The sequence below is a fragment of the Celeribacter arenosi genome, assembly GCF_039539485.1.
GTDB lineage: Bacteria > Pseudomonadota > Alphaproteobacteria > Rhodobacterales > Rhodobacteraceae > Celeribacter > Celeribacter arenosi.
The window spans coordinates 32,875-54,211 of the sequence record NZ_BAABDF010000007.1; the positions used below are offsets into that span (position 1 = coordinate 32,875).

Consider the following 21,337-nt stretch of genomic DNA (forward strand, 5'->3'; position numbering starts at 1 on the left):
AGATGGGAAATGCGAGTTCCATTAGGCCGCATCTTCCTTTCGTCTTAGTCGCAGCGATCGCAGGATATTGCCCAACACGTCCGGTTTGTGGCCGTGGCTGCGCATGATCAGATACTGCTGCGTGAATGTAATCACGTTGTTGGTGATCCAGTATAGCACGAGGCCCGATGCAAAGCTGCCCAGCATGAACATGAACACCCATGGCATCCAGGCAAAGATCATTTGCTGTGCAGGATCAGTCGGTGCCGGGTTCAGTTTCTGTTGCAGCCACATCGAGATACCCAGAAGTATGGGCAGGATGCCGAGCGAGATGAAGGCAAGCATCGAACCGGCTTCGGGGGCCGCGAACGGAAGCAGTCCGAAGAGGTTCAAAATCGATGACGGATCGGGCGCGGAAAGGTCGCGGATCCAGCCAAGCCACGGTGCGTGACGCAATTCGATGGTCACAAAAATCACCTTGTAGAGCGAGAAGAACACAGGGATCTGCAGAAGCAACGGCAGACAGCCAGAGGCCGGGTTCACCTTGTTCGTCTTGTATAGCTCCATCATGCCGCGCTGGAGTTTCTCTTTATCGTCACCCGCCGCTTCTTTCAGTTTTTCCATTTCCGGCTGGAGTTCTTTCATCCGTGCCATGGAAACATAGGAACGATAGGCGAGCGGGAACATGATCGCTTTGAGCAGCACGGTGAGCGCCACAATCGACCAACCCATGTTGCCGATCAGATTGTTCAGGCTGTGAAGCAGCCAGAAAATCGGTTTGGTGAAAAAGAAGAACCAACCCCAGTCGATGGAATCCACGAAACGGAAAAAGCCGGTCTCGTCCTGATAACGTTTGATGGTTTCCCACTCTTTTGCGCCGGCAAAGAGGTATGTTGTGTTGGAAATCGTCTGCCCCGCACCCACGGTCTGAGTGGGGAGGCGCGCTTCCACTTGGTAGATGTTCGATGTCGGAACGTGCTTTGCGACAGATGTGAATGGCTGACCGGGCGCAGGCGCTAGTGTGGTCATCCAGTTCTTGCCTGTGAACCCGATCCACCCGTTTTCGGTAATCTCGATCACTTCGGCATTTCCGGCTTCGCGAGCGACATACGCAAAGTCGGCCATGTCTTTGTAGTCGGCTTCTTCGAGCGATTTGTCGCTTTGGCGCACGAGCCCTTCGTGAAGTACGAAATAACGGCTCACTTCAGGAGTGCCGTGACGGGCAACGATTCCATAAGCCGCCATGCGCGCGGCCTCTGTGGAAGTGTTTTCAACGGACTGCTCAATAGTGAAAAGGTAGTCGCGATCAATCGAGATCGTGCGGTGGAAAATCAGGCCTTTGCCGTTTTCCCAACGGAGCGTGACCGGCTTCTCTAGGGAGAGGACATCACCGCTTTCGATCTGCCACTGCGTCGTCGGGCCGGGCACGTCGGCGAGTTCCAATGTGCCGCCCGGCGCCCAGCCGTAAACGGCGTAATAGGGCGCATCACTTCCGACGGGCGTGAGCAGGGTAACGATTTCATCGCTATCGAGCTCGGTTTTGTAATCTTTCAACGAAAGGTCGTCGATGCGGCCGCCAACAAGTGAAACGGAGCCAACAACTCTGTCAGTATCGATTTCTATGCGCGGTGCGTCTGAAACCATTTCGGCGGTCTGGCTATCCAAACCTGTGGTTTCTGTTCCCGCGTCCGCAGCCGGCGGCACCAGCGCGATGTCCTCTGAAAGGGTTCCATCTGGACCCGTGGTCTGCGCGACGCCGGGAGCGTTCGGGTCCACTATCACTTCAGGTGCAGGAAATAGGAATTGCCAAGCTAGCAGGACAATTCCGCTAAGCACTACAGCAAGGATCAAGTTCCGGTTCTGTTCGTCCATGAAGGCCGCCCGATTGTTGTCTGAAAGTCTGGGCAGGTTCAACCTGTCGGCGGGCAGAACGTCAAGCTGTTTTGGCTAATTCCCGCGTAAAATGCGGCAATGTGATCATCCCGTACGGCGGCCAACGTGAGGCGCCTGGGCCAGTCTTTCTTCGTGGGCGGCTATCCATTCGACGAGTTTATCGAAGGGGAGTGGATGCGAAATCGTGTAACCTTGAACGTGGCGGCATCCCAGTTGGGCAAGCATTGAGTGCTCGCCGAGTGTTTCCACACCCTCAGCAAGCGTATCGAGGTCGATACGTTCGGCCATCGACAGAATTGCCGACAGCATGGACTGCTGGTCACGGTCTTTATCGCACCGTGTGACATAGGATCGGTCGATCTTGATGCGGTTCACGGCAAAGCGGCGAATATTCGCGATTGAAGCATGTCCGGTGCCATAGTCGTCCAGATCAATCCTACAACCCATTTCTTTCAACGTCAGTATGTTACGCGTGATCGCGTCGTTGTCGTAGACGGAAATGACGCTTTCGAGGACCTCAATGGTCAGTCGTGAGGCGGGAAGGTCGAAACGATCGAGCTCCCAGCGGATACGATCAACAAGTTTTGGATCGGCAAGTTCAGTTGCGGAAAAGTTGACCGAGACACTTGGGACGTCAATTCCGGCGGCATCCCAGGTGCTGAGCGACAAAAGCGCGTGGTAGAGAATGACTTGCCCAAGACGATCGATCAGTCCGAGATCTTCAATAGCAGGCAGGAACTCGGCAGGCGCAATCACACCCATTTCGGGGTGCTCCCATCGCGCAAGTGCCTCAACTCCGCTGATGCGGCCCGTATCTGTAGAGATCTGCGGTTGAAACCACGGGACGATTTGCCCGTTTTCCAGAGCAGCGCCAACGGTAGCTTCGACGTCTTCTAGCTGTGGACTGCGGGCCAGGGTCGTCGGCGAGAACGCGCGGATAGATCCAGCGCCGTTGCGGCGTGCTTCTTCGAGCGCGCGCTCGGCGGCCTCCACGAAGGCGGCTCCATCAGGTGCTGGAGCCCGCGACGGCAGGCAAAATCCGATCGAACATCCTGCGAAAACCTTCATACCGTCGACCGAAAAAGGTTCGACCATAACGGACTGAATCCGTGAGGAGAGTTGGATCAACGTTTCCAGGTCTGCATGCCTGACCGGGGCGAGTGCGAGAGTGAAGCGCGCGACGTCACTGCGCGCGACCAAATCGTGATCGCGAAGGACGTCTACAATCCGCGCTGCGGCCATTTGGACAATTTGCTCACCCGCGCGTTGCCCGTATCCGGCGCAAATCGCACGGTACTCTTCAACCTCCACCGAAAGGCATGCGGTCGTGCGACCCGTGATGTCCTGTGTGCAGATGATCTGGTCCAACATTTCGACCAAGTCAGCTTTGAGAGGGAGGCCGGTGAGACCATCCTTGGCGACAGGTGCGCTGGTCGGGCGTTCGGGAATGCCGATAAATCCAATGATCACAGGTAAGAGAAGCGCAACAGCCACGAGAGCACTTTCGCCACCGAACCAAAACGTGCCGAGGCAAACCGCCGGAAGAAAGGCGAGAAGTTGAGGGCCGGACAGCGCCTCCCTGATACGTTCAACCTGATTTGATGTCTTCTGGCCCATGTGCCCCACACGCGTCAATTTCCACTCACAGGACAAAATAATGGGAGTAAAATGGAGGGCAGGTTAACGCAGGATAGGAATTTCCGGAGAATCTTCGCTATTTGTTCCCGTGGACTCGCCGGTTTGGGTGGCAAGGCCCAAAAAGTCGAACAGCTTTGGGTCCAGCATGTGCGACGGACGTACATTGGTAAGCGCCTTGAACATGACCTGACGTCGACCGGGGGCATTCTTTTCCCAACTGTCGAGGATTTTCTTTACCTGTTGGCGCTGCAACCCGTCCTGAGAGCCGCAGAGATCACAGGGGATAATCGGATAGTTCATGGCATTGGCAAATTTTTCGCAATCTTCCTCTGCCACATGCGCCATCGGACGGTAGAGGAAAAGATCCCCTTCCTCATTCACAAGCTTGGGCGGCATTGTCGCCAACCGCCCACCGTGAAACAGGTTCATGAAAAAGGTTTCGAGGATGTCATCACGGTGATGGCCCAGAACCACGGCCGTGCAGCCTTCCTCGCGCGCGATCCGATACAAATTTCCACGCCGAAGCCGCGAACACAGCGCGCAATATGTGCGACCGGCGGGGACCTTATCTTTCACGATGGAATAGGTGTCTTGGTACTCGATCCGGTGCGGGACCTGCATGCGCTCCAAAAACTCCGGCAAAACCGTCGCGGGAAAACCCGGCTGTCCTTGATCCAGATTGCAGGCAAGCAGGTCGACGGGCAACAGGCCACGCCATTTGAGTTCGTAGAGAGCGGCGAGCAGGGTGTAGCTGTCTTTGCCGCCCGACAGACACACCAGCCACTTCGCACCACGTTCCACCATGCCATACTGTTCAACGGCTTCGCGGACATTGCGAATGATGCGTTTACGCAGTTTCTTGAACTCCGTGGTCGAAGGAGCGCCGTGGAACAGCGGATGGATATCATCGAGTTCGTCTAACATCAGGATTCCTCGCGTGGCGGGACCGGGTCGTAACCTGTGCCACCCATCGGATGGCATCGCCCGATACGCTTGGCCGCCAGAATAGATCCCTTGAAGGCACCGTGTTTTTCAAGCGCCTCCATAGCATAGGCACTGCACGTAGGCTGATAGCGACAGTTGTGGCCGACCCATGGGCTGAATGTCAGGCGATAGGCCCGCACGGGAAGAGAAACGATATAGGCCAGCGGAGTCACGATCGGGCTCCGTGAATTCGCGCGAGGGCTTGTTTCAGATCGCCGAGAAGAAGGTCGAATTTTCGCGTGCTTGTATCGCCGCGCTTGCCGATGAGCACGTAGTCCCAACCATCGTGACCCGCCTCTGGCAGGATGAGACGCGCCGCTTCGCGCAGTCTGCGTTTAGCGTGGTTGCGAGCGACTGCGTTGCCGACTTTTTTCGAACAGGTATAGCCGACGCGAATGCCGGTCGCGGCCTCGCCATCGATACGCTTGCGTGCCTGAAGGAGGAAGGAGGGCGTGGACTGTCGACGGGCGCGTGCCGCCTTTAGGAAATCCGCCCGTTTGGAAAGGACGGTCAACCCGGAGGGCAAACATGACAAAACCGCCGATCGCGGGTCCTCAGCTGCGGCGTTTGCCATAACCTCGGGTGCGTCCGGCGGTGTCATGTCGCTCTCGCCTGTAACAGGCGGTCCCTTATGCAGAAAGGGACTTGCGGCCGCGTGCACGGCGCGCGTTCAGGATTTTGCGTCCAGCTTTGGTTGCCATACGGGCACGGAAACCGTGACGGCGTTTGCGGACGAGGTTGCTCGGTTGAAAGGTGCGTTTCATCGCGCCATCTCCATCGGGTTTAGAAGGCCCAAATCCGCCCAGAATGGGGGATTCGAAGGCAATAAGTTATTCGAAGCCCTGCCTTTAGGGGCCTGCGGGTTGCTTGTCAATCAAAGCTGGGCGGAATGTTGCAACATTTCCGCTCCAACCTCACAAAGATGGCCCTTTATATGCCGCCACCATCAATCGCGCGTGAGAACTGATGTAACAACCTAGCAGCCCTGATCCGCAAGCGCCATGTTGGCGCGAAATAGAATGGTATAGGTGACGCATGGATCAGAGAACCGCCGGAGTGCCCTTGTCGCGGCTACTACCTCTACTCGGGCTCGTGAGTGCGGGGATCGTTCTTGGCATCATATTTCGCGACAAACTCAGCTTTGATACCCTCGCGGAAAATCATGCGGCACTCGTTCAGTATAGAGATGCCCATTTCGCGCAGGTGGCGGTTGTGTTTGTGGCTCTCTACGCAGGAATTGTGACATTCTCGCTTCCCGGCGCCACGGTGGCGACGTTGACCGGCGGGTTTCTCTTTGGCCTGTTTCCCGGCGTGATCTTTAATGTGGTGGCGGCGACCGTCGGTGCTTCCCTGCTATTTCTCGCGGCACGTTGGGGTCTCGGTGATTGGCTGTCGGCCCGCATCGATACGAGCGAGGGACGTATCCATCAGCTCAAAAAGGGCATCGACGAGAACCAGTGGTCGATGCTGTTTTTCATCCGGTTCGTGCCGATTGTGCCATTCTTTGTAGCGAATTTGATCCCCGCCCTGTTGGGCGTCCCGTTTCATCGGTTCGTCGTGTCGACTTTTCTGGGAATCATGCCTGGTGCATTGGTTTACACCTCCCTCGGCTCCGGTTTGGGATCGATTCTAGAATCAGGCGGTCGACCGGATCTCGGAATCATCTTCGAGCCGTACATTCTATTCCCCTTGCTGGCACTTTCCGTGCTGGCCCTCATTCCGGCGTTGATGCGCAAACGCAAAAAGGAAGCCTGAGACATGGAAAAAATCAAAACAGACATCTGTGTGATTGGTGCCGGGTCCGGTGGACTATCCGTGGCCGCCGGCGCTGTTCAAATGGGCGCGCGTGTCGTTCTCATTGAAAAAGGCGAAATGGGCGGCGATTGCCTCAACTATGGGTGCGTCCCGTCAAAAGCGTTGCTTCATGCTGCAAAGAAGGGCCTCGCTTATGTTTCCGCGATGGAACATGTTCAGGCCTCAATCGCCAAAATCGCCCCACATGATAGTCAGGAAAGATTTGAAAACCTCGGCTGCCGCGTCATTCGCGAGGCGGCGGTTTTCACCTCCCCGCGCACCGTGGAGACTGATTCCTTTGTCGTGACCGCACGCCGATTTGTCATTGCCACCGGGTCGCGTCCGTTCATTCCGCCGATCGATGGCCTGTCGGAAGTGCCGTTTTTGACGAATGAGACCCTGTGGGAGGGGCGCGAAAAGCCCGACCACCTGCTGGTCCTCGGTGGCGGGCCTATCGGGTTGGAAATGGCGCAGGCGCATCGCCGGCTAGGCTGCGACGTCACCGTGATTGAGGGGGTTCATGCGCTGGGCAACGAAGACCCCGAAGCAGTGGCGGTTGTTACCGATGCCCTTCGCGCGGAGGGTGTGACGGTGCGCGAGGGATCGAAAGTGGCGCGTGTTTCGGGCGGGGCAGGGAACATCACCCTTCATCTTGAGGACGGGGGCACCATTACCGGCAGCCATCTGTTTGTCGCGACGGGCCGCGTGGCCAACACGGACTCGCTCGGCCTTGAAAAAGCGGAGGTCGATCGCGACCGTAAAGGCGTAAAGGTCGACGCAAAGCTTCGCAGTTCCAACAAACGCGTCTACGCAATCGGCGACGCGGCAGGCGGGCTGCAATTCACCCATGTCGCAGGCTACCATGGCGGCGTTGTAATTCGCTCGCTGCTCTTTGGCCTGCCTGCCAAAGCCGCAACGCACCATATCCCCCGCGCCACATATACCGATCCGGAATTGGCCCAAATCGGACTGACCGAAGAGGAGGCGCGCGAGGAACACGGGCCCAAGGTCGAAATCGCCCGCGCGGAAATCGCCGGCAATGATCGCGCAATCACCTCCAACCGCGACGGTCAAGGATTTGTGAAGGTCATGGTCGTCAAAGGGCGTCCGGTGGGCGTCACGATTGTCGGCCCTGATGCGGGTGAACTGATCTCCTTTTGGGCCCTCGCGATCGCGGGTAAGATGAAGTTGAGCCAGATCGCAGGCATGGTTGCGCCCTATCCGACATTGATGGAGGTTAACAAACGTGCTGCGGGTGCTTATTTTACCCCAAGGCTGTTCGAAAGCCGTAAGGTAAAGATCGCCGTCAAATTGATCCAAAGGCTATTGCCCTAATCCGAAACATGACGCTCCCGCGCTTTCTCAACACACTCACAGGACGATTCCTGATGTTAACGGTCATCTTCGTGATGGCCGCCGAAATCATGATCTTTGTCCCCTCCGTGGCGCGGTTTCGCGAAGACTTCCTATTGTCCCGACTTGAACGTGCCCAGATCGCGTCGCTGGCCCTGCTGGCCAACGAAACGCTCGACATGGACCTCGAAGACGAACTTTTGGCCAATGCGGGTGTCTATAACGTCGTGCTCAGGCGCAACGAAATCCGCCAACTGGTCCTGTCCTCTCCGATTCCCCAGCAGATATACGCCACGTATGATCTGCGCGACGCGAGTGGGTTCCAATTGATGCGCGATGCGATGAGCACGCTTTTTGATCCCGAAGATCGTGTGATCCGCGTTATCGGTGACCCCGTCAAAGAGGCGGGACTTTTGATCGAGGTGACACTGAACACAGAGCCGTTGCGCATGGCGATGATCGACTACGGGTATCGCATCCTCTTGCTCTCGGCCGTCATTTCGCTGTTCACGGCAGCGCTTTTGTTCCTTGCCGTTCGCGAATTGCTCGTCCGTCCGATAAAACGGGTGGTGGGGGCCATGACATCCTATCAGGAGGCGCCAGAAGACGCGCGCCGCATCATTCAGCCCACAGCAAAGGTCGCCGAGCTGAGCGAAGCGGAATATGCGCTGCGATCGATGCAGACCGAACTCACCGCCGCCCTGCGACAGAAAGAACGTCTCGCCCAGCTTGGCGAAGCTGTCGCCAAGATATCGCATGACCTGCGCAATATACTGACCACGGCACAGCTGTTTTCGGACCGGCTCGAAATGTCGGAGGATCCCGCTGTCATGCGCTCGGCGCCCAAGCTGATGAATTCAATCCAGCGCGCTGTGAACCTGTGCGAAAGCACGCTGGCCTTTGGCAAGGCCGAAGAACCCGCGCCGCGTTTGACGGGGGTTCGTGTCAGCGAACTGGTCGAAGAGGTCATTGCCGCCGAACGCATCGGTGTTGGCGACTTTGATCTGTCGTTTTCTGTCGAAGTGCCAGCGACGATGGTTGTGCGGGCCGACCCCGAACAAATGCACCGCGTTCTGTCGAACCTCGTGCGCAATGCGTGTCAGGCCATTATCGCGACCGGAAAGCCCGGCGAAATATCGGTGAGCGGCCGTGAAGACGAGGCGGAATGGGTTTTCCACGTCTCGGACACCGGACCCGGTCTGCCGCTAAAGGCCCGCGAACACCTGTTCCAACCGTTTCAGGGCGGCACCCGAAAGGGCGGATTCGGTTTGGGCCTCGCGATTGCCGCCGAACTGGTGCGCGGGCATGGCGGGCGTTTGATGTTGGATCAAAGCGACGAGGGCGGAACGGACTTTTCGATCCATTTGCCAAAGGGCTTTTCCACCATTTCCCCAGATGTCGGGCGTGGCCAAGACGCGGCTGCCGCGTAGTCACCGGTCTTCGCGGATCATTATTTGAAAGAATTCTCCGATGGCCCTTGCATTGCCCGTCGCCTGTAGGTAAATCGCGCCTACCCCGCGCGCTGGTAGCTCAGTTGGATAGAGTACTTGACTACGAATCAAGGGGTCGGGGGTTCGAATCCTCCCCAGCGCGCCACTTTCCAACCTCATAAGACATTCACATGACCGGCCAATACGCCGGATGTGATGCTGTGTGGTTCGGAAATTTCGGTGCATGGCACATCGCGCCTTGTTGCCCCTTAAACTGCAACCTGACAAAACGGTCGCGCAGTAGTGGGAGACACGCCATGATCGAAACGCCGTTTTGCAATCGCCCCTATCACCGTGACTGGCTCCTTGAGCAGGCAGGTGATTTGTTCTCCTTCTTCGCCCGACACTCCTCGAATCCCGCAGGCGGGTTCAATTTTCTGTCCGGCGATGGCACGCCTTTGGATCAAACGTCGCGCGGAACTGGACCGGAACGGGAGCTGTTCGCCACCTGCCGTATGATCCATTGCTATGCAGCCGCCGATCTCTTGGGTCATCCCGGCGCAGCGGAGATCGTGGATCATGGGATACGCTATCTGAGCGAGGGCCATGCGGACCCTGAAAACGGCGGCTGGTTCTGGGGGCGCGACGACGCAGGTGTGACACGGGATGAAAAGCTCGCCTATGGGCACGCCTTCGTCCTCTTGGCTGCTGCTTCTGCAGGCGAAGCTGGTCATCCACACGCACGTGCCCTGCATGATAAGGCGTTCGACGTGATCCTGACGCGATTCTGGGATGATGATGCCGGCGCAATGAAGGAAGAGTTCACGGCTGACTGGTCTCCGCTGTCCGATTACCGCGGCCAGAACTCAAATATGCATACTACCGAGGCCCTCATGGCCGCCTATGAGGCGTGGGACGAACCCCGTGCGCTCGAAATGGCTGAACGAATTTCGGATATGATCATCAATCGTCACGCGCGTGACGCCGGATGGGTCGTGCCGGAGCACTTTGACGAAGCTTGGGTCGCGGATCGCGAGTATGACGGGGATCCGATGTTCCGGCCCGCCGGGACGACGCCCGGTCATGCGCTCGAATGGGCGCGTTTGCTGATCCAGCTGTGGCACCTCGGCGGCAAACGCCACGATTGGATGCCAGAGGCCGCACAGGCACTGTTTCGCAACGCGGTAGCCATGTCGTGGGACGAAGACCGCGGTGGGTTCCATTATACCCTCGATTGGCAGGGTGCACCCGCGATGAAGAACCGGTTCTGGTGGCCGCTCTGCGAGGCGGCGGGTGCAGCGGCGGTCTTGCGCGCCGCGACGGGCGATCCATTTTACGAGACCTGGTATCGTCGGATCTGGACCGTTCTGGAGCGGGACTTTATCGACCACGACAGCGGCGGCTGGTGGGCCGAGGCGGGCGCTGACGGTAAACCGGTTGAAACCGTGTTCCGTGGCAAACCCGATATCTACCACGCGCTTCAGGCCTGTCTGATTCCGCTTCTGCCCGCCGACAGGGGGCTCCTGTCCGGTATCAAAGCGGTCAAGGGTGACCTGCGAAACCCGACCTAACAGCCTCAAGTTGAATTTTGACCGACCAAAGATCGCTCCTCAATTGACCAGAGGCGTGAAAAAGCGCTGTGCATTTCACCAAAACGGCCCGTTGTTTCCGTAAGGGAACCAATGGAGGCGCTGCGCGTGGATGAGTCGGACTACGCTAAACAGACACCGTCGCGGAGGAGTGAGGCGCGGTGCCACATGTTGGCGAGGACATCATGATACCGATTATAGATTGGCAGGACTTTTCATCGGGAAAGTCGCCTGAAGACATCACCGCGTGCATCGGAGGGGCCGCACGCACATCCGGGGCCTTTGTTTTGACAAACCACGGCATTCCGCGCGGGGTGTTGCGCGATGTTCTCGAACTGACGCAGGTCTTTTTCGACCTTGGCGAGGATAGTAAGGGCCCGGCCGTGATCGACAGCGGCTTCCTGACGCGCGGATGGTGTGCGGGCTCCAAAACGGCGGGGGGTGACTCCGGCGAGTCATTCACCATTGGGAGGGCGCTGGGCGGCAGCGACACTGCCCCCGCTTCCCCTGGCGCGGGCGACACAGGATGGCCGGAAATTGACGGGTTTCATGAAGCCGTCCTCGATATGTACAAAGAAATGTCCGCGCTTTCTCGGGTGGTCATGCGGGCCTTTGAACCTGATCTCGCACTCCCCAACAGCTTTTTCGCATCTCATTTCACCCGCCCGATGTCGATCCTGTCGCTGCTCAGATACCCCGTGGGTCAAAGAGGTGGCGAACAGGGCGCAAAGGTCCATCGTCAAAATGGCGCACTTTCATTGATTGTGAGCGAGGGCGACACCGGCGTTGAGGTTCAGACGCTTTCCGGTGACTGGGTTCCCGCACCGCATGTTCCCTCGGGCATATTGGTCAAAGCCGGTGATTGCCTCGCACGGTGGTCAAACGATGCCTATGTTTCGTCCCCGATGCGTGTTCCGCAGCAAAACATGCGCCATCACGCGGTGGTTTTCGCATTGGCTCCGAACACTGACAGTATTGTCGCGCCCCTTCCAAGGACCGGTTCACCCAAATATGCCCCCATCACAGCGGCCGACTATTTGCTGCAAACGGCAGGAGAATTTGCAGCCGGGGCCTCTGCAGCCGAGTGAGTGACTGGACAGGTGTGATTTGCGCCACTAACCCTCTGATCACGATGGAATGGGACCGAGAATATGACGCAGTTGGGCTAATTTGCCCTATGCCGGTGCTCAAGGCGCGCAAATGCCTTTTGGGCATGGCCCCGGGTGCGATCCTCCGCCTGACGGCGAGCGATCCCGCGGCGCTTATTGATGTTCGCCATTTTTGCGCAGAGGCAGGCCACGAATACCTTGGTGCAAATGACCTCGAAGGTGGGGTCACGGCCTACTTCATCCGCCGCGGCTGATGATCTCCTCCGCCATGGCGAGGTCGTCGGGTGTGTTGATATTGAAAAACGGATCGCGCCCCTGATCCATGGCAAATGCCGCAATGGCGGCGTCCTTGCTTTCTGCAAATTGCATCATTCGCCGTTGATGGCGCACCAAGGCTGCGCGAAGGTCGTCGCGAAACCGAACAGGCCAAAGGCCAAACGTGGGGTGCAAATTAGGTCCATCCCCATCTGTTTCTGTTGCCGCAATGGCGAAACCGTTCTGAGCGGCCTGCCTCGAAAGATGTTCGACGAGCGTATCGGGAAAGAACGGCGTATCCGCAGCCGCCGTGATCACGGCGTCAAATCCCTTCCTTCCCGCCCAATCGAGTCCCGCCAGCACGCCCGCAAGCGGTCCGAGCGCATCAACCTGTCCATCCGGCACGACAGGGAGGCCATAGTGCGAAAATCGTTTCGGATCGCCATTGGCGTTGATCGCAATGGTGATGCAGTGCGGTTCGAGACGGTCGATCACGTATTCGATCAACGGTTTGCCTGCGAGAGTCACGAGCGCCTTGTCGGCCCCGCCCAGACGTTCTCCGGACCCGCCTGCGAGTATGATTGCAGGTAGTTTCGCCATGGCCGTGCCTTTCGCTTTCGTCCGTTGCATTCATTTTGTATGCCCAAGGAAACGGGATCAAGGAATTAGGCTCCCACATGTTGGCATATGTTAAGTCCGATGCACGTGGTGCTCTCGATGCCTTACTTTCCGGCGTTGCATCGCAACTAAGCGCGTCTGGCGTTGCTGTTTGTGGCGCGGTCCAGATCAATGAACAACGTTCAGGCGGCGTCAAAAGCCACATGGATTTGCACCTATACCCGACAGGAGAGCATGTGCGGATATCACAGGACCTCGGCTCGCAGGCCACAGGGTGCCGACTGGACCCCGACGGGCTTGAGCACGCAGTTGCTCGTGTCGAGGCCCTGTTGGCCGAAGGCGCAGACATCCTGATCGTCAATAAATTCGGCAAACAGGAAGCATCGGGACATGGGTTTCGCAGCATAATTGGCGAAGCGATTGCCGCAGGCATTCCTGTTCTGTGTGGCATAGGTGGCGATGCTCTGGCGGCGTTCGAAGACTTCGCAAGCGGTCTGGCAGATCCTGTGCCTGCCAACGCTGCGGCGGTTTTGGAATGGGCACAAAGCGCCACTCACAAATAAAGCAGCCGCACAAGAAAGCCTAACTTGGGCGTGCATTCACCCAAAGCTTTCCCGATTTTCGCCCCTTTTCGCGCTCAGGCTGAGTGAAACGCAAAACAGGGAATGGTCGGATGAATACGATCTCGCAACTCTTCGAAACATTTAACGCGTGGCTCATGAGCCTCGGGTTTGAAGTGCATATGTCGATGTTGGCCGTCGGTCTGGCGTTGATCATCTTCTCCGTTGTCGCCCTGTTGGTGCAGCGTATTTTCGGGGCGGAGAAGTCCGTCGATCACGCGGCCCTGCCCAAAAAATCACGACCCTCGCGGATTTCCGCGGTTCGTCGCGCCGATCCATTCCTCAGTCGCCTCGACAAAATGACCTGAACCAAGTGTCGGGAGGGCGCAGTATGCTCAAAACAGCCGTTTCCGCCGTGTTTCTGTCGGGCCTTGCGATCTTCTTTATCGTGACCAAGTCAGACGGGCTTCGCCATGCCGCACAGACTGGCGATGCGTCCCACCTCCAACAAACCGAAAGCTTCGGCTCTGCCTTGGCCAATGCGACGGGCACAGGCGATTACGCGATCCCGGATCGGGGATGGGACCCCTATGCTCCCGAACCATGGTATCGCAAACTTGACCCGCGTAAACTTTGGCGCGGTGGCAGCAAAACGATCAAGGTCACACCAACGACCATGTCTGTATCGCAAGAGGACAGGGACCTGTCGCAGCACGACATCGAGGCTCAACTCCTTGCAAAGGGTTTGAGCGCCAGTGGCGTGGTGGTTCGGAAACTGGAGTAGGTGACGACTAGATGTCGACCTCGACACCGGGAAGGCGCAGTTCCTTCATCAGGTCGCGAAGTTCCTGACGGGCCGCAACGTTAGAGATGTTCAAAGCAGATTTTACGCCGACATCTTTCAAATCCAGTAGCGTGAGGCCACGCGGAAACAGTTCGCGGAAAATCACGCGTTCCGAGAAGCCCGGTGCGACGCGGAAACCGATGCGTTTGGACAATTCCGCCGTCGCATCGCCGATCTTCTTTTTGTTGTGCATGTTTTGCGCGCCCAAACGGTTGCGCAAGACGACCCAGTCGATCGGACGCAGTCCGGCCTGTGCCCGAAGTTGGCGCGCGTTCCACACCATTTCCGAATAAACCGATGGTCCGAGGATTTTGTTGGTGTCCGGATCCACACGGGCGAGCAGATCAAAGTCGATGAAGCTGTCGTTCATCGGTGTGATCAGCGTATCGGCGAGCGTATGCGCAATCTGGCTCAGGCGGGTGTGCGAACCGGGGCAATCGATGAGGATGAAATCACATTCTTCTTCTAGTCCGGTCACAGCCATCGACAGGCGGCGATCGTAGATGTTTTCGCCTTCGGCGAGGTCTTCTGTCTCAACCGTTGGCAGGTCGCGGTAGTCCGGCGTCGGGAGTTCGATCCCTTCGCGTACACAGAATGAAAGACGGTTTTCGAGGTAGCGGGCAAAAGTTTTTTGCCGCAGGTCCAAATCCAGCGCGCCGACCCGATACCCCATGCGTGAAAGGGCGGTTGCAACATGCATGGACATGGTGGACTTACCTGCGCCACCCTTCTCATTGCCAACGATAATGATATGCGCCACGTGCTCTGGTCCCGTTGTTATCTTTGATCTTCTTGCCACGTGTATGCCGCCGAAATCCGCCTGCGCGCAAGTGTGGATTGTCCTCACGCATCAGTTCGCAAAGCGCCTGTTGCGGTTGTGCGTACACAAACAATTGTAGCGCCCACTATGCAACCTTTGCCGATGGAAGGTGTTAATACTCCAATGCCCGAACGTCTGACGAGGGCGCGAAATAAGGAATTAAAGAATGAATCGTGGTTTTCGTGGTCTTTCCGTATCCGTATCTGCAACTGCTTTGACGCTGGGTCTGGTGACATTCTCCGGACCGCTTTTGTCACAAGAGGCCGCCGCGCCGGAGTTTGAGTCCTGTGCGCTCGTCGCTCCGCCATGCCTGACCGAAGATAATCTGGTGCGCCTTGACGAGGGCGATCCGGTGTCTGTGCAGGAGGCGCTCACCATCCTAGGTGTGCCTGAGGCTGCGGACACCGTTGCTGATGACGCCGTCGTTGAGCCTGAAGTCGCGCCAGTGGTTGCGGCTCCCCAAGAAGCCCCTCTTGAAGCCGAGCCTGCAACCGTTGAAGACATGCCTGCGGATACAGCCGAGCAGCCCGTGGATGAACCGGCCCCAGCAGAGGGTGCCGCGGACGCCGTTGCGGTTGAGGAGATGCCCGCGGAGGTCGTCGAAGAGGTGCCCGTTGAGGAGGTGCCAGCCGCGGAAGTGCCCGCAGAGGAAGTGCCTGCAGAGGAAATGCCGGCCGAGGAAATGCCAACAGAGGCAGAGCCGGTCGAACAGGTTCCTGCCGGAAACGCCGAAGTGATGGAAGGCGAGGCAAGCGACGAAGTCGCCGAAGAGCCAGCCGTGGATGAGGCGATGACTGAGGCTGTGAGTGAACCTGCGCCAACGCAGGCCGATCTGGTCGAAGAGCTCCCCGAACTGGACCCCGAGGCAGAAGCAACTGCAGAGGCCGAAGCCGCCGCGTCAGACGAGTTGACGGGTGACAACGCGCCATTGTCGATTGCCGAGGAAACCGAAGCCGTGAACGTCGTAGAAGAGCAAATCACCGAAGAAACCGCACGGTCCTCGGGTGAAGAGTTTGAGACCACGGCCAGTGGAAAAGCCACTCCCGAAGCGCAGGCCGCCAAAAAATCCGGTGGATTGTCCAATTTCGAAAAGTTCCTCCTCGGGGCGGCTGGTGCCGTCGCATTGAACGAAATCCTCGGGCAGGATGAAGAGATCGTGGCCAACACGGGCGACCGTGTGGTGATCGAACGTGACGGGCAACTGCGCGTGTTGAAGGACGACGACGAATTGCTCCGGCGTCCGGGAACGGCTGTGTCGACCGCTACCTTTGACGACGGCTCGACGCGAACGACGTTGACGCGGGAGGATGGGTCTCAGGTGATTACGTATCGCGCCCCTGATGGTCGCGCCTTGCGCCGTGACCGGATTCTGGTCGATGGCACGCGGGTTGTCCTGTTTGACGACACGCAAGCCATCGAAGCAGTCGATGTAACGACACTTGACGCGCGACCAACGGCGGCGAAAACGCAACGGGTCGATGACCTCAACGACGAAGACGCCCTTCGCGCAGCTCTTGCGGCGAATGCCGCGCAGGATGTCGAGCGGCGCTATTCGCTCAATCAGGTTCGCAACATCCGCGCGGTGCGTGAACTTGCTCCTGAAATCGAACTGACGTCTGTTAATTTCGCCACCGGATCCTCCGCCATTACGGCTCTGGAGGCAGAAGAGCTCGCCGCGCTTGGCCGTGCGATGCGCAACGCGATTGAGGAAAACCCGCGCGAAATGTTCTTGGTCGAAGGTCACACAGATGCGGTCGGGAATGCGGGCTACAACCTCGCGCTGTCTGATCGACGCGCAGAAAGTCTCGCCCTCGCGCTGACCGAATATTTCGATGTGCCGCCCGAAAACATGATCGTGCAGGGCTATGGCGAACGGTATCTGAAAGTGCGCACACTGGATGCCGAACGCGCAAACCGTCGCGCCGCTGTACGCATCATCACACCATTGCTGACAATGGCTGCCGCGAACTAAACGCAGACGCGACGACACAACGAAAAAGGCCCGCCGATTGGCGGGCCTTTGTCATCTCTGCGCGAACTTGGCTTAGAAGCCGAGGCCGGAGTATTTGTTTTTGAACTTCGAAACGCGACCACCCTGGTCGAGCAGGCGGGACGAACCGCCGGTCCATGCAGGGTGCACGGTTGGATCGATGTCGAGGGACAGAGTTTCGCCCTCGCCGCCCCAAGTGGAGCGCATTTTCAAGATCGTACCGTCGGTCATCTTGACGTCGATGAAGTGGTAGTCGGGATGGATATCGGCTTTCATCGGTCGTCTCCTTACGCTTTGGCGCCGTCGAGCGGCTTGTAGTTGGACACTTCCGCAATACGCGCGGATTTACCACGGCGTGCACGGAGGTAGTACAGTTTGGCGCGGCGGACGCGACCACGACGAACAACTTCGATGCTGTCGATGTTGGTCGAGTAGAGCGGGAACACACGTTCAACGCCTTCACCGAACGAAATTTTGCGGACCGTGAAAGAACCGGCGATACCTTTGCCGTTCTTGCGGGAAATGCACACGCCTTCGTAGTTCTGAACGCGGGTACGGGTGCCTTCGGTCACTTTGTAGCCGACACGGATGGTGTCGCCTGCTTTGAAGTCCGGAATGGACTTGTCGAGCTGAGCAATCTGCTCGGCTTCCAGTTGCGCGATAAGATTCATCGCAATCTCCTAATGTGCTCACGGTTTATTCCGTAAAGGTGTATCTACGTCCCAGAGCTCCGTGCCTTCATCGGGTCCGCGATATGCGCCCGCCGGAGAATTCGGTCGAATTATCTTTTTTGCATCCGGCCCTGCCCACGGTGACGCCGAAGAAGACGCCGGACAAATAGCCAAATAGTCCGCAAACCGATTCCGGCCCCAGACGCGTGCTGTATAGTCGCGCGCCTCCCCCAAAGCAAGCATTGTGAATGACCTAGGTTTTACGGCGTTTCAGGGCCTGTGATGCGTGTGAAATTCTGGCGTCCGGTGTCTGGGACAGGGCGCCCAGCGCACGGTCCAAAGCCGTGGTCACTTCGCCAATGCCGCTCCCGTCACGCGCAATCGGATCAAAGGCAATTTCGACTAGCCGAGCAGGGTCTCGGAGCGGCACGAAGATGTTGGTATGCTGTGGCTCTTCCTCATCGGGCGCAACGCCGGCGGCCTGCCAAACCAGTTCGGCCAGACGGTCGATCACCTGAATCGCAGTTCCCGGATCATTCACGCCGGGTGACAGCGCACGGGAGGCGATTTCCGTAAGAACCTGAAGACCGAATTCGGGGTCCTGTTCGAAACTGCGCTCGGAGCCCATGGTAAATGTGTCAACGATCTTGAGGCTCAGCGCCTCGGTGGGGCGCATGGACAGGGAGGCAATCGGCTGCCCCTCCAGAATGTGTTCTCCGGGTATGTGGTGGACATAGAGAACCGCACCTTCGGGTAATTCGCGCGACATGGATTCCACATTCAAAAGCTGTATGTAGCCCGACTTGGGCGACGCGATCGGGTAGGTCGCTTCGGGCAAAACGACGCGATCATCCAGAGCCACGGCCCCGAAATTCGGGTCCCGCCGCGCGTCGATCAAACTGTCACGCGCGCGTTGTGAAACGGTTTTGAGGATATAATCCATGCTCCCCAAGTGGCTCAGATGGTCGATCCATCGCAACATGGCGCCAACCACGATAATCGCGACAAAAATCGTCACACCCATAACGATAAGGCCGGCGCGATCCGGATAAAATCCGAGTTGATAGAGGATGATCGAGGACAGGGAATAGACAAAGGCCCCGATGAAAACCGAGAGCACGGAATGGGTGGTCGTGTTCTCCAACAGAACCCTGTGGGAGCGGGGCGTCGCATTTTCCGCGGCAGCACGATGCGCGGAAACCATCACATTCAGGGAAAACGTAGAAACCGCGAGCATTGAGGTCGCGAGGATGTTGAGCACCGGCAAAACGGCCTCACGCCCAACCTTGACCGAAACCTCCGAACCCAGGAGCGTCGCGGCAAAAGGGGCCAATCCGGCCACAAAAACGGCCAGCACCGCAAAGAACACAACCCGCACCCAGAGTTTGCGGTAGTAGCGCAAGGCAATCAGATACGGGATGCGGAAATACTCAAAGACAGCCAAAGGGCGCTCCACCGGGTTGGATCATCGTTGCGCTCAACCTAGCACGACTGCGGCGACGTTCGAGCCAAGGCGTCGATTTCCACCATCATTTACTGCCAATCGCGACCCGGGAACGGGTCCATCAGTCATCGTTCAAAAGGTCGGGACGACGTTCTGCGGTGATCTTTTCGGCCATCTCGCGCCGCCACTCGGCAATCTTGCCATGGTGACCCGACATCAAAACGTCCGGAATGCTGTGCCCGCGCCATTCGGCAGGGCGGGTGTATTGTGGGTGTTCGAGCAGGCCGTGAGAATGGCTTTCCTCGTCAAGGCTCTCGGCATTGCCAACCAGACCGGGCAGGAGCCGCACGGTCGCATCGATCATGGCCTGCGCGGCGATTTCTCCGCCGGTCATCACGAAGTCGCCGAGAGAGACTTCTTCGATCCCGTAGTGTTCGATCACGCGCTCGTCGAGGCCTTCGAAGCGTCCGCAAATCATGGTCATGCCGCGCGCTTTCGACCATTTGCGTGCCATAGCCTGATCGAACCGCTTTCCACGTGGGCTCAGATAGACCAGCGGCCATTCATCGCGGTCCACAGGCGCACCGTTCAACGCAAAGTCCACCGCTTTGCCCATGACATCGGGACGCAGAACCATACCCGCGCCGCCGCCCGCGGGGGTGTCGTCTACATTGCGGTGTTTCCCGTCCCCAAAGATGCGCAAATCAATCGGCTCGATCTGCCACAACCCGTCCTGTAACCCTTTGCCGGTCAGGCTTTCGCCCAAAACGCCCGGAAAGGCGGTGGGGAAGAGCGTGATGATCTTCGCTTTCCACGCGCTCACAAGGTCGGGCGTATCGGTCATCAACTCGCGCGGGCGTACCGTCGGGCGCGCCGCGAGGCGGCCGTGGGATTTCGGTGCGGGTGAAGTTGGCTTGGCGGTGTCATCGGTCATGACCGCCTCTTAGTGGAATTTGTCGACCATGAAAATGGCGTCTGTTACGTCCGCTCGTCGCCATCAGGGCCATGAACAATCGCACGGCGGGCCTCCCAATAGGCTTTGCCCCGCAAATCCGACCGGTTCAGCGCCCATAGCCGCGCGCGCGCATCTCCGCCGGGATAGGTGTTGCGGTCCTCGGGAATGGTCATGTCGCGGCGCAGGTCGCCAAGTCCCAGCAGATCGAGCACTGGCGTGATGGGATGGTCAAAATCCTCTTTGTCGCAATTGCTCACGGGGACATCCGTCAGCCGTGCGCGCGTCGCCGCAACAATCGCTGCATGGTCGGCCGCGTCGGCGTAGCGCGAACAGAAAACATCATAGGGCATACGGAAACGGTCGCCTTTCAACCGCTGCCAATAGCACGAGGCGAGCCACCCTTCACGTCGGGTGGAAAAGTAGACCTCCAGCCCGTCGCGCGCTCCTGTGACTGCCTCCCACGCGTCCACCATCAGACCCAATGCAATTGGCGCGGCGGCATAGCGGAAAACGGTTTTATGCCCGATGAAATGGCCCGATAGATTTTCATGTGAAATTAGCACCGGTCGGGGATCGTCATTGGCCAGTGTCGCAAACAGTAGCTCGGCCTCCTCGCGCACCGCGTCTTTGGTGTCGCGGCTGCGCGCTTCGGAAAATGCCTTGGTCGCGGCTGACAGCTGAACCAGGTCCATGTCGCCAGCGACGAGGACCTCGACATGCGGCTCCAGCAGGGGCCGGTTGACCCGCAGTGTTTCCTGCAGCGTGGTTGTGCCCGTCTTATGAAAACCGGGATGGATAAGGAGGCGCCTGTTGGGCATCCCGCTCACTCCAGCGAGCCCTCCGGCGGATCCGCAATAATGCGTCCGGCGGCGAGATCGACGGTAGGGACGGCCGCGCGTGTAAACGGCAAGAGAAGCGGGCCCTTCAAGGTCGATCCGATGATTTCCAATAGATCACCCGCACCGTGGTTTACCACGTTACGAACAGCCCCGAGTTCCACGCCGCCGCTGTCAAACACAGTGAGACCAATGAGATCGGTGTGGTAAAATTCGTCATCGGGAAGCGACGGCAGCATGTCGCGATCTGCATAGAGCGCGAGCCCTTTGAGAGCATCCGCCTCTTCTTTGGTGTTGATGCCATCGATCCGCGCGCTGTAGCCGTTCTTGATCGGGCGGGACATGCCCAGAACAAACTCCCGCGTACCCGCCTCGTCAGTCAGGGGGGAGTATTCAAACAACGCTTCGGCCTGCGCACAAAAGCTTTTGACCCGCACTTCGCCATGCACGCCATAGGAGCCTGCAATCGCTCCGACAATAATCCGTTTATCACTCATGGAACCGTCTTACTTTGCACGCATCGCGCCTGCAATGACGTTGAATTCCTGTCGACCCATTTCAAGGGAAGGGTGGGC

The 21,337-nt window shown here is 58.2% G+C and carries 24 protein-coding genes and 1 tRNA gene; 11 read left to right on the forward strand and 14 right to left on the reverse strand.

The annotated features are described in order from the left end of the window. Nucleotides 1-21: 21 nt before the first annotated feature. From yidC to rpmH, 6 genes are all read right to left on the reverse strand, one after another. Nucleotides 22-1,851, reverse strand: a complete 1,830-nt coding sequence (gene yidC / locus ABD815_RS07775) for a membrane protein insertase YidC (protein ID WP_344845979.1) — start codon at nt 1,849-1,851, stop codon at nt 22-24. A gap of 105 nt (nt 1,852-1,956) precedes the next feature. Then, nucleotides 1,957-3,489 carry a putative bifunctional diguanylate cyclase/phosphodiesterase gene (locus ABD815_RS07780; protein WP_344845982.1) on the reverse strand — a complete coding sequence of 511 codons (1,533 nt, stop codon included), beginning with the start codon at nt 3,487-3,489 and terminating at the stop codon, nt 1,957-1,959. A gap of 63 nt (nt 3,490-3,552) precedes the next feature. Continuing rightward, nucleotides 3,553-4,434: a tRNA 2-thiocytidine(32) synthetase TtcA gene (gene ttcA / locus ABD815_RS07785; protein ID WP_344845985.1), complete on the reverse strand. Its 882-nt coding sequence runs from the start codon at nt 4,432-4,434 to the stop codon at nt 3,553-3,555. Then, complete coding sequence (yidD, locus tag ABD815_RS07790; RefSeq protein ID WP_344845988.1) at nt 4,434-4,667, reverse strand: membrane protein insertion efficiency factor YidD; 234 nt, start codon at nt 4,665-4,667, stop codon at nt 4,434-4,436. The genes ttcA and yidD overlap by 1 nt, the downstream gene beginning before the upstream one ends. Beyond that, nucleotides 4,664-5,095, reverse strand: a complete 432-nt coding sequence (gene rnpA / locus ABD815_RS07795; protein ID WP_344845990.1) for a ribonuclease P protein component — start codon at nt 5,093-5,095, stop codon at nt 4,664-4,666. Before rnpA ends, yidD begins: the two co-directional genes overlap by 4 nt. Nucleotides 5,096-5,123: 28 nt before the next feature. Further along, complete coding sequence (gene rpmH, locus ABD815_RS07800; protein ID WP_012177012.1) at nt 5,124-5,258, reverse strand: 50S ribosomal protein L34; 135 nt, start codon at nt 5,256-5,258, stop codon at nt 5,124-5,126. Between the two features lie 271 nt (nt 5,259-5,529). Between rpmH and ABD815_RS07805 the strand changes: the two genes are divergently transcribed. The 7 genes from ABD815_RS07805 to ABD815_RS07835 all read left to right on the forward strand — a co-directional run bounded on the left by ABD815_RS07805 (nt 5,530) and on the right by ABD815_RS07835 (nt 12,023). Beyond that, nucleotides 5,530-6,249, forward strand: a complete 720-nt coding sequence (locus tag ABD815_RS07805; RefSeq protein ID WP_344845994.1) for a TVP38/TMEM64 family protein — start codon at nt 5,530-5,532, stop codon at nt 6,247-6,249. A 3-nt stretch (nt 6,250-6,252) separates the two neighbouring features. Then, nucleotides 6,253-7,623, forward strand: a complete 1,371-nt coding sequence (locus ABD815_RS07810) for a dihydrolipoyl dehydrogenase family protein (protein ID WP_344845997.1) — start codon at nt 6,253-6,255, stop codon at nt 7,621-7,623. Between the two features lie 53 nt (nt 7,624-7,676). Further along, nucleotides 7,677-9,071, forward strand: a complete 1,395-nt coding sequence (locus ABD815_RS07815) for a sensor histidine kinase (RefSeq protein ID WP_344845999.1) — start codon at nt 7,677-7,679, stop codon at nt 9,069-9,071. Nucleotides 9,072-9,160: 89 nt separating this feature from the next. Further along, nucleotides 9,161-9,237, forward strand: a tRNA-Arg gene (locus tag ABD815_RS07820). Between the two features lie 151 nt (nt 9,238-9,388). Then, entirely contained in the window at nt 9,389-10,642 is a 1,254-nt protein-coding gene (locus ABD815_RS07825; RefSeq protein WP_344846002.1) for an AGE family epimerase/isomerase, read from the forward strand. 203 nt (nt 10,643-10,845) lie between these two features. Continuing rightward, the gene (locus tag ABD815_RS07830; protein ID WP_344846004.1) at nt 10,846-11,748 is read left to right on the forward strand and encodes a 2-oxoglutarate and iron-dependent oxygenase domain-containing protein; all 903 of its coding nucleotides are present in this window, start codon (nt 10,846-10,848) and stop codon (nt 11,746-11,748) included. An 89-nt stretch (nt 11,749-11,837) separates the two neighbouring features. Then, nucleotides 11,838-12,023: a sulfurtransferase TusA family protein gene (locus ABD815_RS07835; RefSeq protein ID WP_344846007.1), complete on the forward strand. Its 186-nt coding sequence runs from the start codon at nt 11,838-11,840 to the stop codon at nt 12,021-12,023. On the opposite strand, the gene mobA is transcribed toward ABD815_RS07835, so the two are convergent. Further along, on the reverse strand, nt 12,007-12,624 hold the full coding sequence (gene mobA / locus ABD815_RS07840) for a molybdenum cofactor guanylyltransferase MobA (RefSeq protein ID WP_344846009.1): 618 nt from the start codon (nt 12,622-12,624) through the stop codon (nt 12,007-12,009). The two genes, ABD815_RS07835 and mobA, sit on opposite strands and share 17 nt — an antisense overlap. A 77-nt stretch (nt 12,625-12,701) precedes the next feature. Here mobA and ABD815_RS07845 point away from each other — a divergent pair, with 77 nt between their 5' ends. The 3 genes from ABD815_RS07845 (at nt 12,702) to ABD815_RS07855 (ending at nt 13,986) form a co-directional block, all read left to right on the forward strand. Further along, nucleotides 12,702-13,205 carry a DUF2478 domain-containing protein gene (locus tag ABD815_RS07845; protein WP_344846012.1) on the forward strand — a complete coding sequence of 168 codons (504 nt, stop codon included), beginning with the start codon at nt 12,702-12,704 and terminating at the stop codon, nt 13,203-13,205. A 110-nt stretch (nt 13,206-13,315) separates the two neighbouring features. After that, a complete protein-coding gene (locus ABD815_RS07850) occupies nt 13,316-13,570 on the forward strand; it encodes a hypothetical protein (RefSeq protein WP_344846014.1) in 255 nt (84 codons plus the stop codon). 23 nt (nt 13,571-13,593) lie between these two features. Then, the gene (locus tag ABD815_RS07855) at nt 13,594-13,986 is read left to right on the forward strand and encodes a hypothetical protein (protein ID WP_344846016.1); all 393 of its coding nucleotides are present in this window, start codon (nt 13,594-13,596) and stop codon (nt 13,984-13,986) included. Between the two features lie 7 nt (nt 13,987-13,993). Here ABD815_RS07855 and ABD815_RS07860 read toward each other — a convergent pair whose 3' ends face one another. Beyond that, nucleotides 13,994-14,806, reverse strand: coding sequence for a division plane positioning ATPase MipZ (locus ABD815_RS07860; protein WP_344846019.1), 813 nt, complete (start codon nt 14,804-14,806; stop codon nt 13,994-13,996). A gap of 226 nt (nt 14,807-15,032) precedes the next feature. On the opposite strand from ABD815_RS07860, the gene ABD815_RS07865 reads away from it, so the two are divergent. Beyond that, entirely contained in the window at nt 15,033-16,838 is a 1,806-nt protein-coding gene (locus tag ABD815_RS07865; RefSeq protein ID WP_344846022.1) for an OmpA family protein, read from the forward strand. Nucleotides 16,839-16,910: 72 nt separating this feature from the next. Here the strand turns inward: ABD815_RS07865 and rpmE are convergent, their stop codons facing one another. From rpmE to rimM, 6 genes are all read right to left on the reverse strand, one after another. Beyond that, nucleotides 16,911-17,132 (reverse strand): 50S ribosomal protein L31, encoded by a 222-nt coding sequence (gene rpmE, locus ABD815_RS07870; protein WP_344846025.1) that lies wholly within the window; start codon nt 17,130-17,132, stop codon nt 16,911-16,913. Nucleotides 17,133-17,143: 11 nt separating this feature from the next. Beyond that, nucleotides 17,144-17,527: a 50S ribosomal protein L19 gene (gene rplS, locus ABD815_RS07875; RefSeq protein WP_344846027.1), complete on the reverse strand. Its 384-nt coding sequence runs from the start codon at nt 17,525-17,527 to the stop codon at nt 17,144-17,146. Between the two features lie 253 nt (nt 17,528-17,780). After that, the gene (locus ABD815_RS07880; protein ID WP_344846029.1) at nt 17,781-18,971 is read right to left on the reverse strand and encodes a DUF2254 domain-containing protein; all 1,191 of its coding nucleotides are present in this window, start codon (nt 18,969-18,971) and stop codon (nt 17,781-17,783) included. A 121-nt stretch (nt 18,972-19,092) separates the two neighbouring features. Next, nucleotides 19,093-19,905 (reverse strand): tRNA (guanosine(37)-N1)-methyltransferase TrmD, encoded by an 813-nt coding sequence (trmD, locus tag ABD815_RS07885; protein ID WP_344846032.1) that lies wholly within the window; start codon nt 19,903-19,905, stop codon nt 19,093-19,095. A 44-nt stretch (nt 19,906-19,949) separates the two neighbouring features. Then, the gene (locus ABD815_RS07890; protein ID WP_344846035.1) at nt 19,950-20,744 is read right to left on the reverse strand and encodes a hypothetical protein; all 795 of its coding nucleotides are present in this window, start codon (nt 20,742-20,744) and stop codon (nt 19,950-19,952) included. A gap of 5 nt (nt 20,745-20,749) precedes the next feature. Continuing rightward, nucleotides 20,750-21,259 (reverse strand): ribosome maturation factor RimM, encoded by a 510-nt coding sequence (gene rimM, locus ABD815_RS07895; RefSeq protein ID WP_344846038.1) that lies wholly within the window; start codon nt 21,257-21,259, stop codon nt 20,750-20,752. Nucleotides 21,260-21,337 lie beyond the last annotated feature (78 nt).

Bases quoted from the DNA above. Each gene is read 5' to 3' on its own strand.
- yidC (WP_344845979.1), bottom strand. From the start codon at position 1,851: ATGGACGAACAGAACCGGAACTTGATCCTTGCTGTAGTGCTTAGCGGA.
- ABD815_RS07780 (WP_344845982.1), bottom strand. From the start codon at position 3,489: ATGGGCCAGAAGACATCAAATCAGGTTGAACGTATCAGGGAGGCGCTG.
- ttcA (WP_344845985.1), bottom strand. From the start codon at position 4,434: ATGTTAGACGAACTCGATGATATCCATCCGCTGTTCCACGGCGCTCCT.
- rnpA (WP_344845990.1), bottom strand. From the start codon at position 5,095: ATGACACCGCCGGACGCACCCGAGGTTATGGCAAACGCCGCAGCTGAG.
- rpmH (WP_012177012.1), bottom strand. From the start codon at position 5,258: ATGAAACGCACCTTTCAACCGAGCAACCTCGTCCGCAAACGCCGTCAC.
- ABD815_RS07805 (WP_344845994.1), top strand. From the start codon at position 5,530: ATGGATCAGAGAACCGCCGGAGTGCCCTTGTCGCGGCTACTACCTCTA.
- ABD815_RS07810 (WP_344845997.1), top strand. From the start codon at position 6,253: ATGGAAAAAATCAAAACAGACATCTGTGTGATTGGTGCCGGGTCCGGT.
- ABD815_RS07815 (WP_344845999.1), top strand. From the start codon at position 7,677: ATGTTAACGGTCATCTTCGTGATGGCCGCCGAAATCATGATCTTTGTC.
- ABD815_RS07825 (WP_344846002.1), top strand. From the start codon at position 9,389: ATGATCGAAACGCCGTTTTGCAATCGCCCCTATCACCGTGACTGGCTC.
- ABD815_RS07830 (WP_344846004.1), top strand. From the start codon at position 10,846: ATGATACCGATTATAGATTGGCAGGACTTTTCATCGGGAAAGTCGCCT.
- ABD815_RS07835 (WP_344846007.1), top strand. From the start codon at position 11,838: ATGCCGGTGCTCAAGGCGCGCAAATGCCTTTTGGGCATGGCCCCGGGT.
- mobA (WP_344846009.1), bottom strand. From the start codon at position 12,624: ATGGCGAAACTACCTGCAATCATACTCGCAGGCGGGTCCGGAGAACGT.
- ABD815_RS07845 (WP_344846012.1), top strand. From the start codon at position 12,702: ATGTTGGCATATGTTAAGTCCGATGCACGTGGTGCTCTCGATGCCTTA.
- ABD815_RS07850 (WP_344846014.1), top strand. From the start codon at position 13,316: ATGAATACGATCTCGCAACTCTTCGAAACATTTAACGCGTGGCTCATG.
- ABD815_RS07855 (WP_344846016.1), top strand. From the start codon at position 13,594: ATGCTCAAAACAGCCGTTTCCGCCGTGTTTCTGTCGGGCCTTGCGATC.
- ABD815_RS07865 (WP_344846022.1), top strand. From the start codon at position 15,033: ATGAATCGTGGTTTTCGTGGTCTTTCCGTATCCGTATCTGCAACTGCT.
- rpmE (WP_344846025.1), bottom strand. From the start codon at position 17,132: ATGAAAGCCGATATCCATCCCGACTACCACTTCATCGACGTCAAGATG.
- rplS (WP_344846027.1), bottom strand. From the start codon at position 17,527: ATGAATCTTATCGCGCAACTGGAAGCCGAGCAGATTGCTCAGCTCGAC.
- trmD (WP_344846032.1), bottom strand. From the start codon at position 19,905: ATGACCGATGACACCGCCAAGCCAACTTCACCCGCACCGAAATCCCAC.
- ABD815_RS07890 (WP_344846035.1), bottom strand. From the start codon at position 20,744: ATGCCCAACAGGCGCCTCCTTATCCATCCCGGTTTTCATAAGACGGGC.
- rimM (WP_344846038.1), bottom strand. From the start codon at position 21,259: ATGAGTGATAAACGGATTATTGTCGGAGCGATTGCAGGCTCCTATGGC.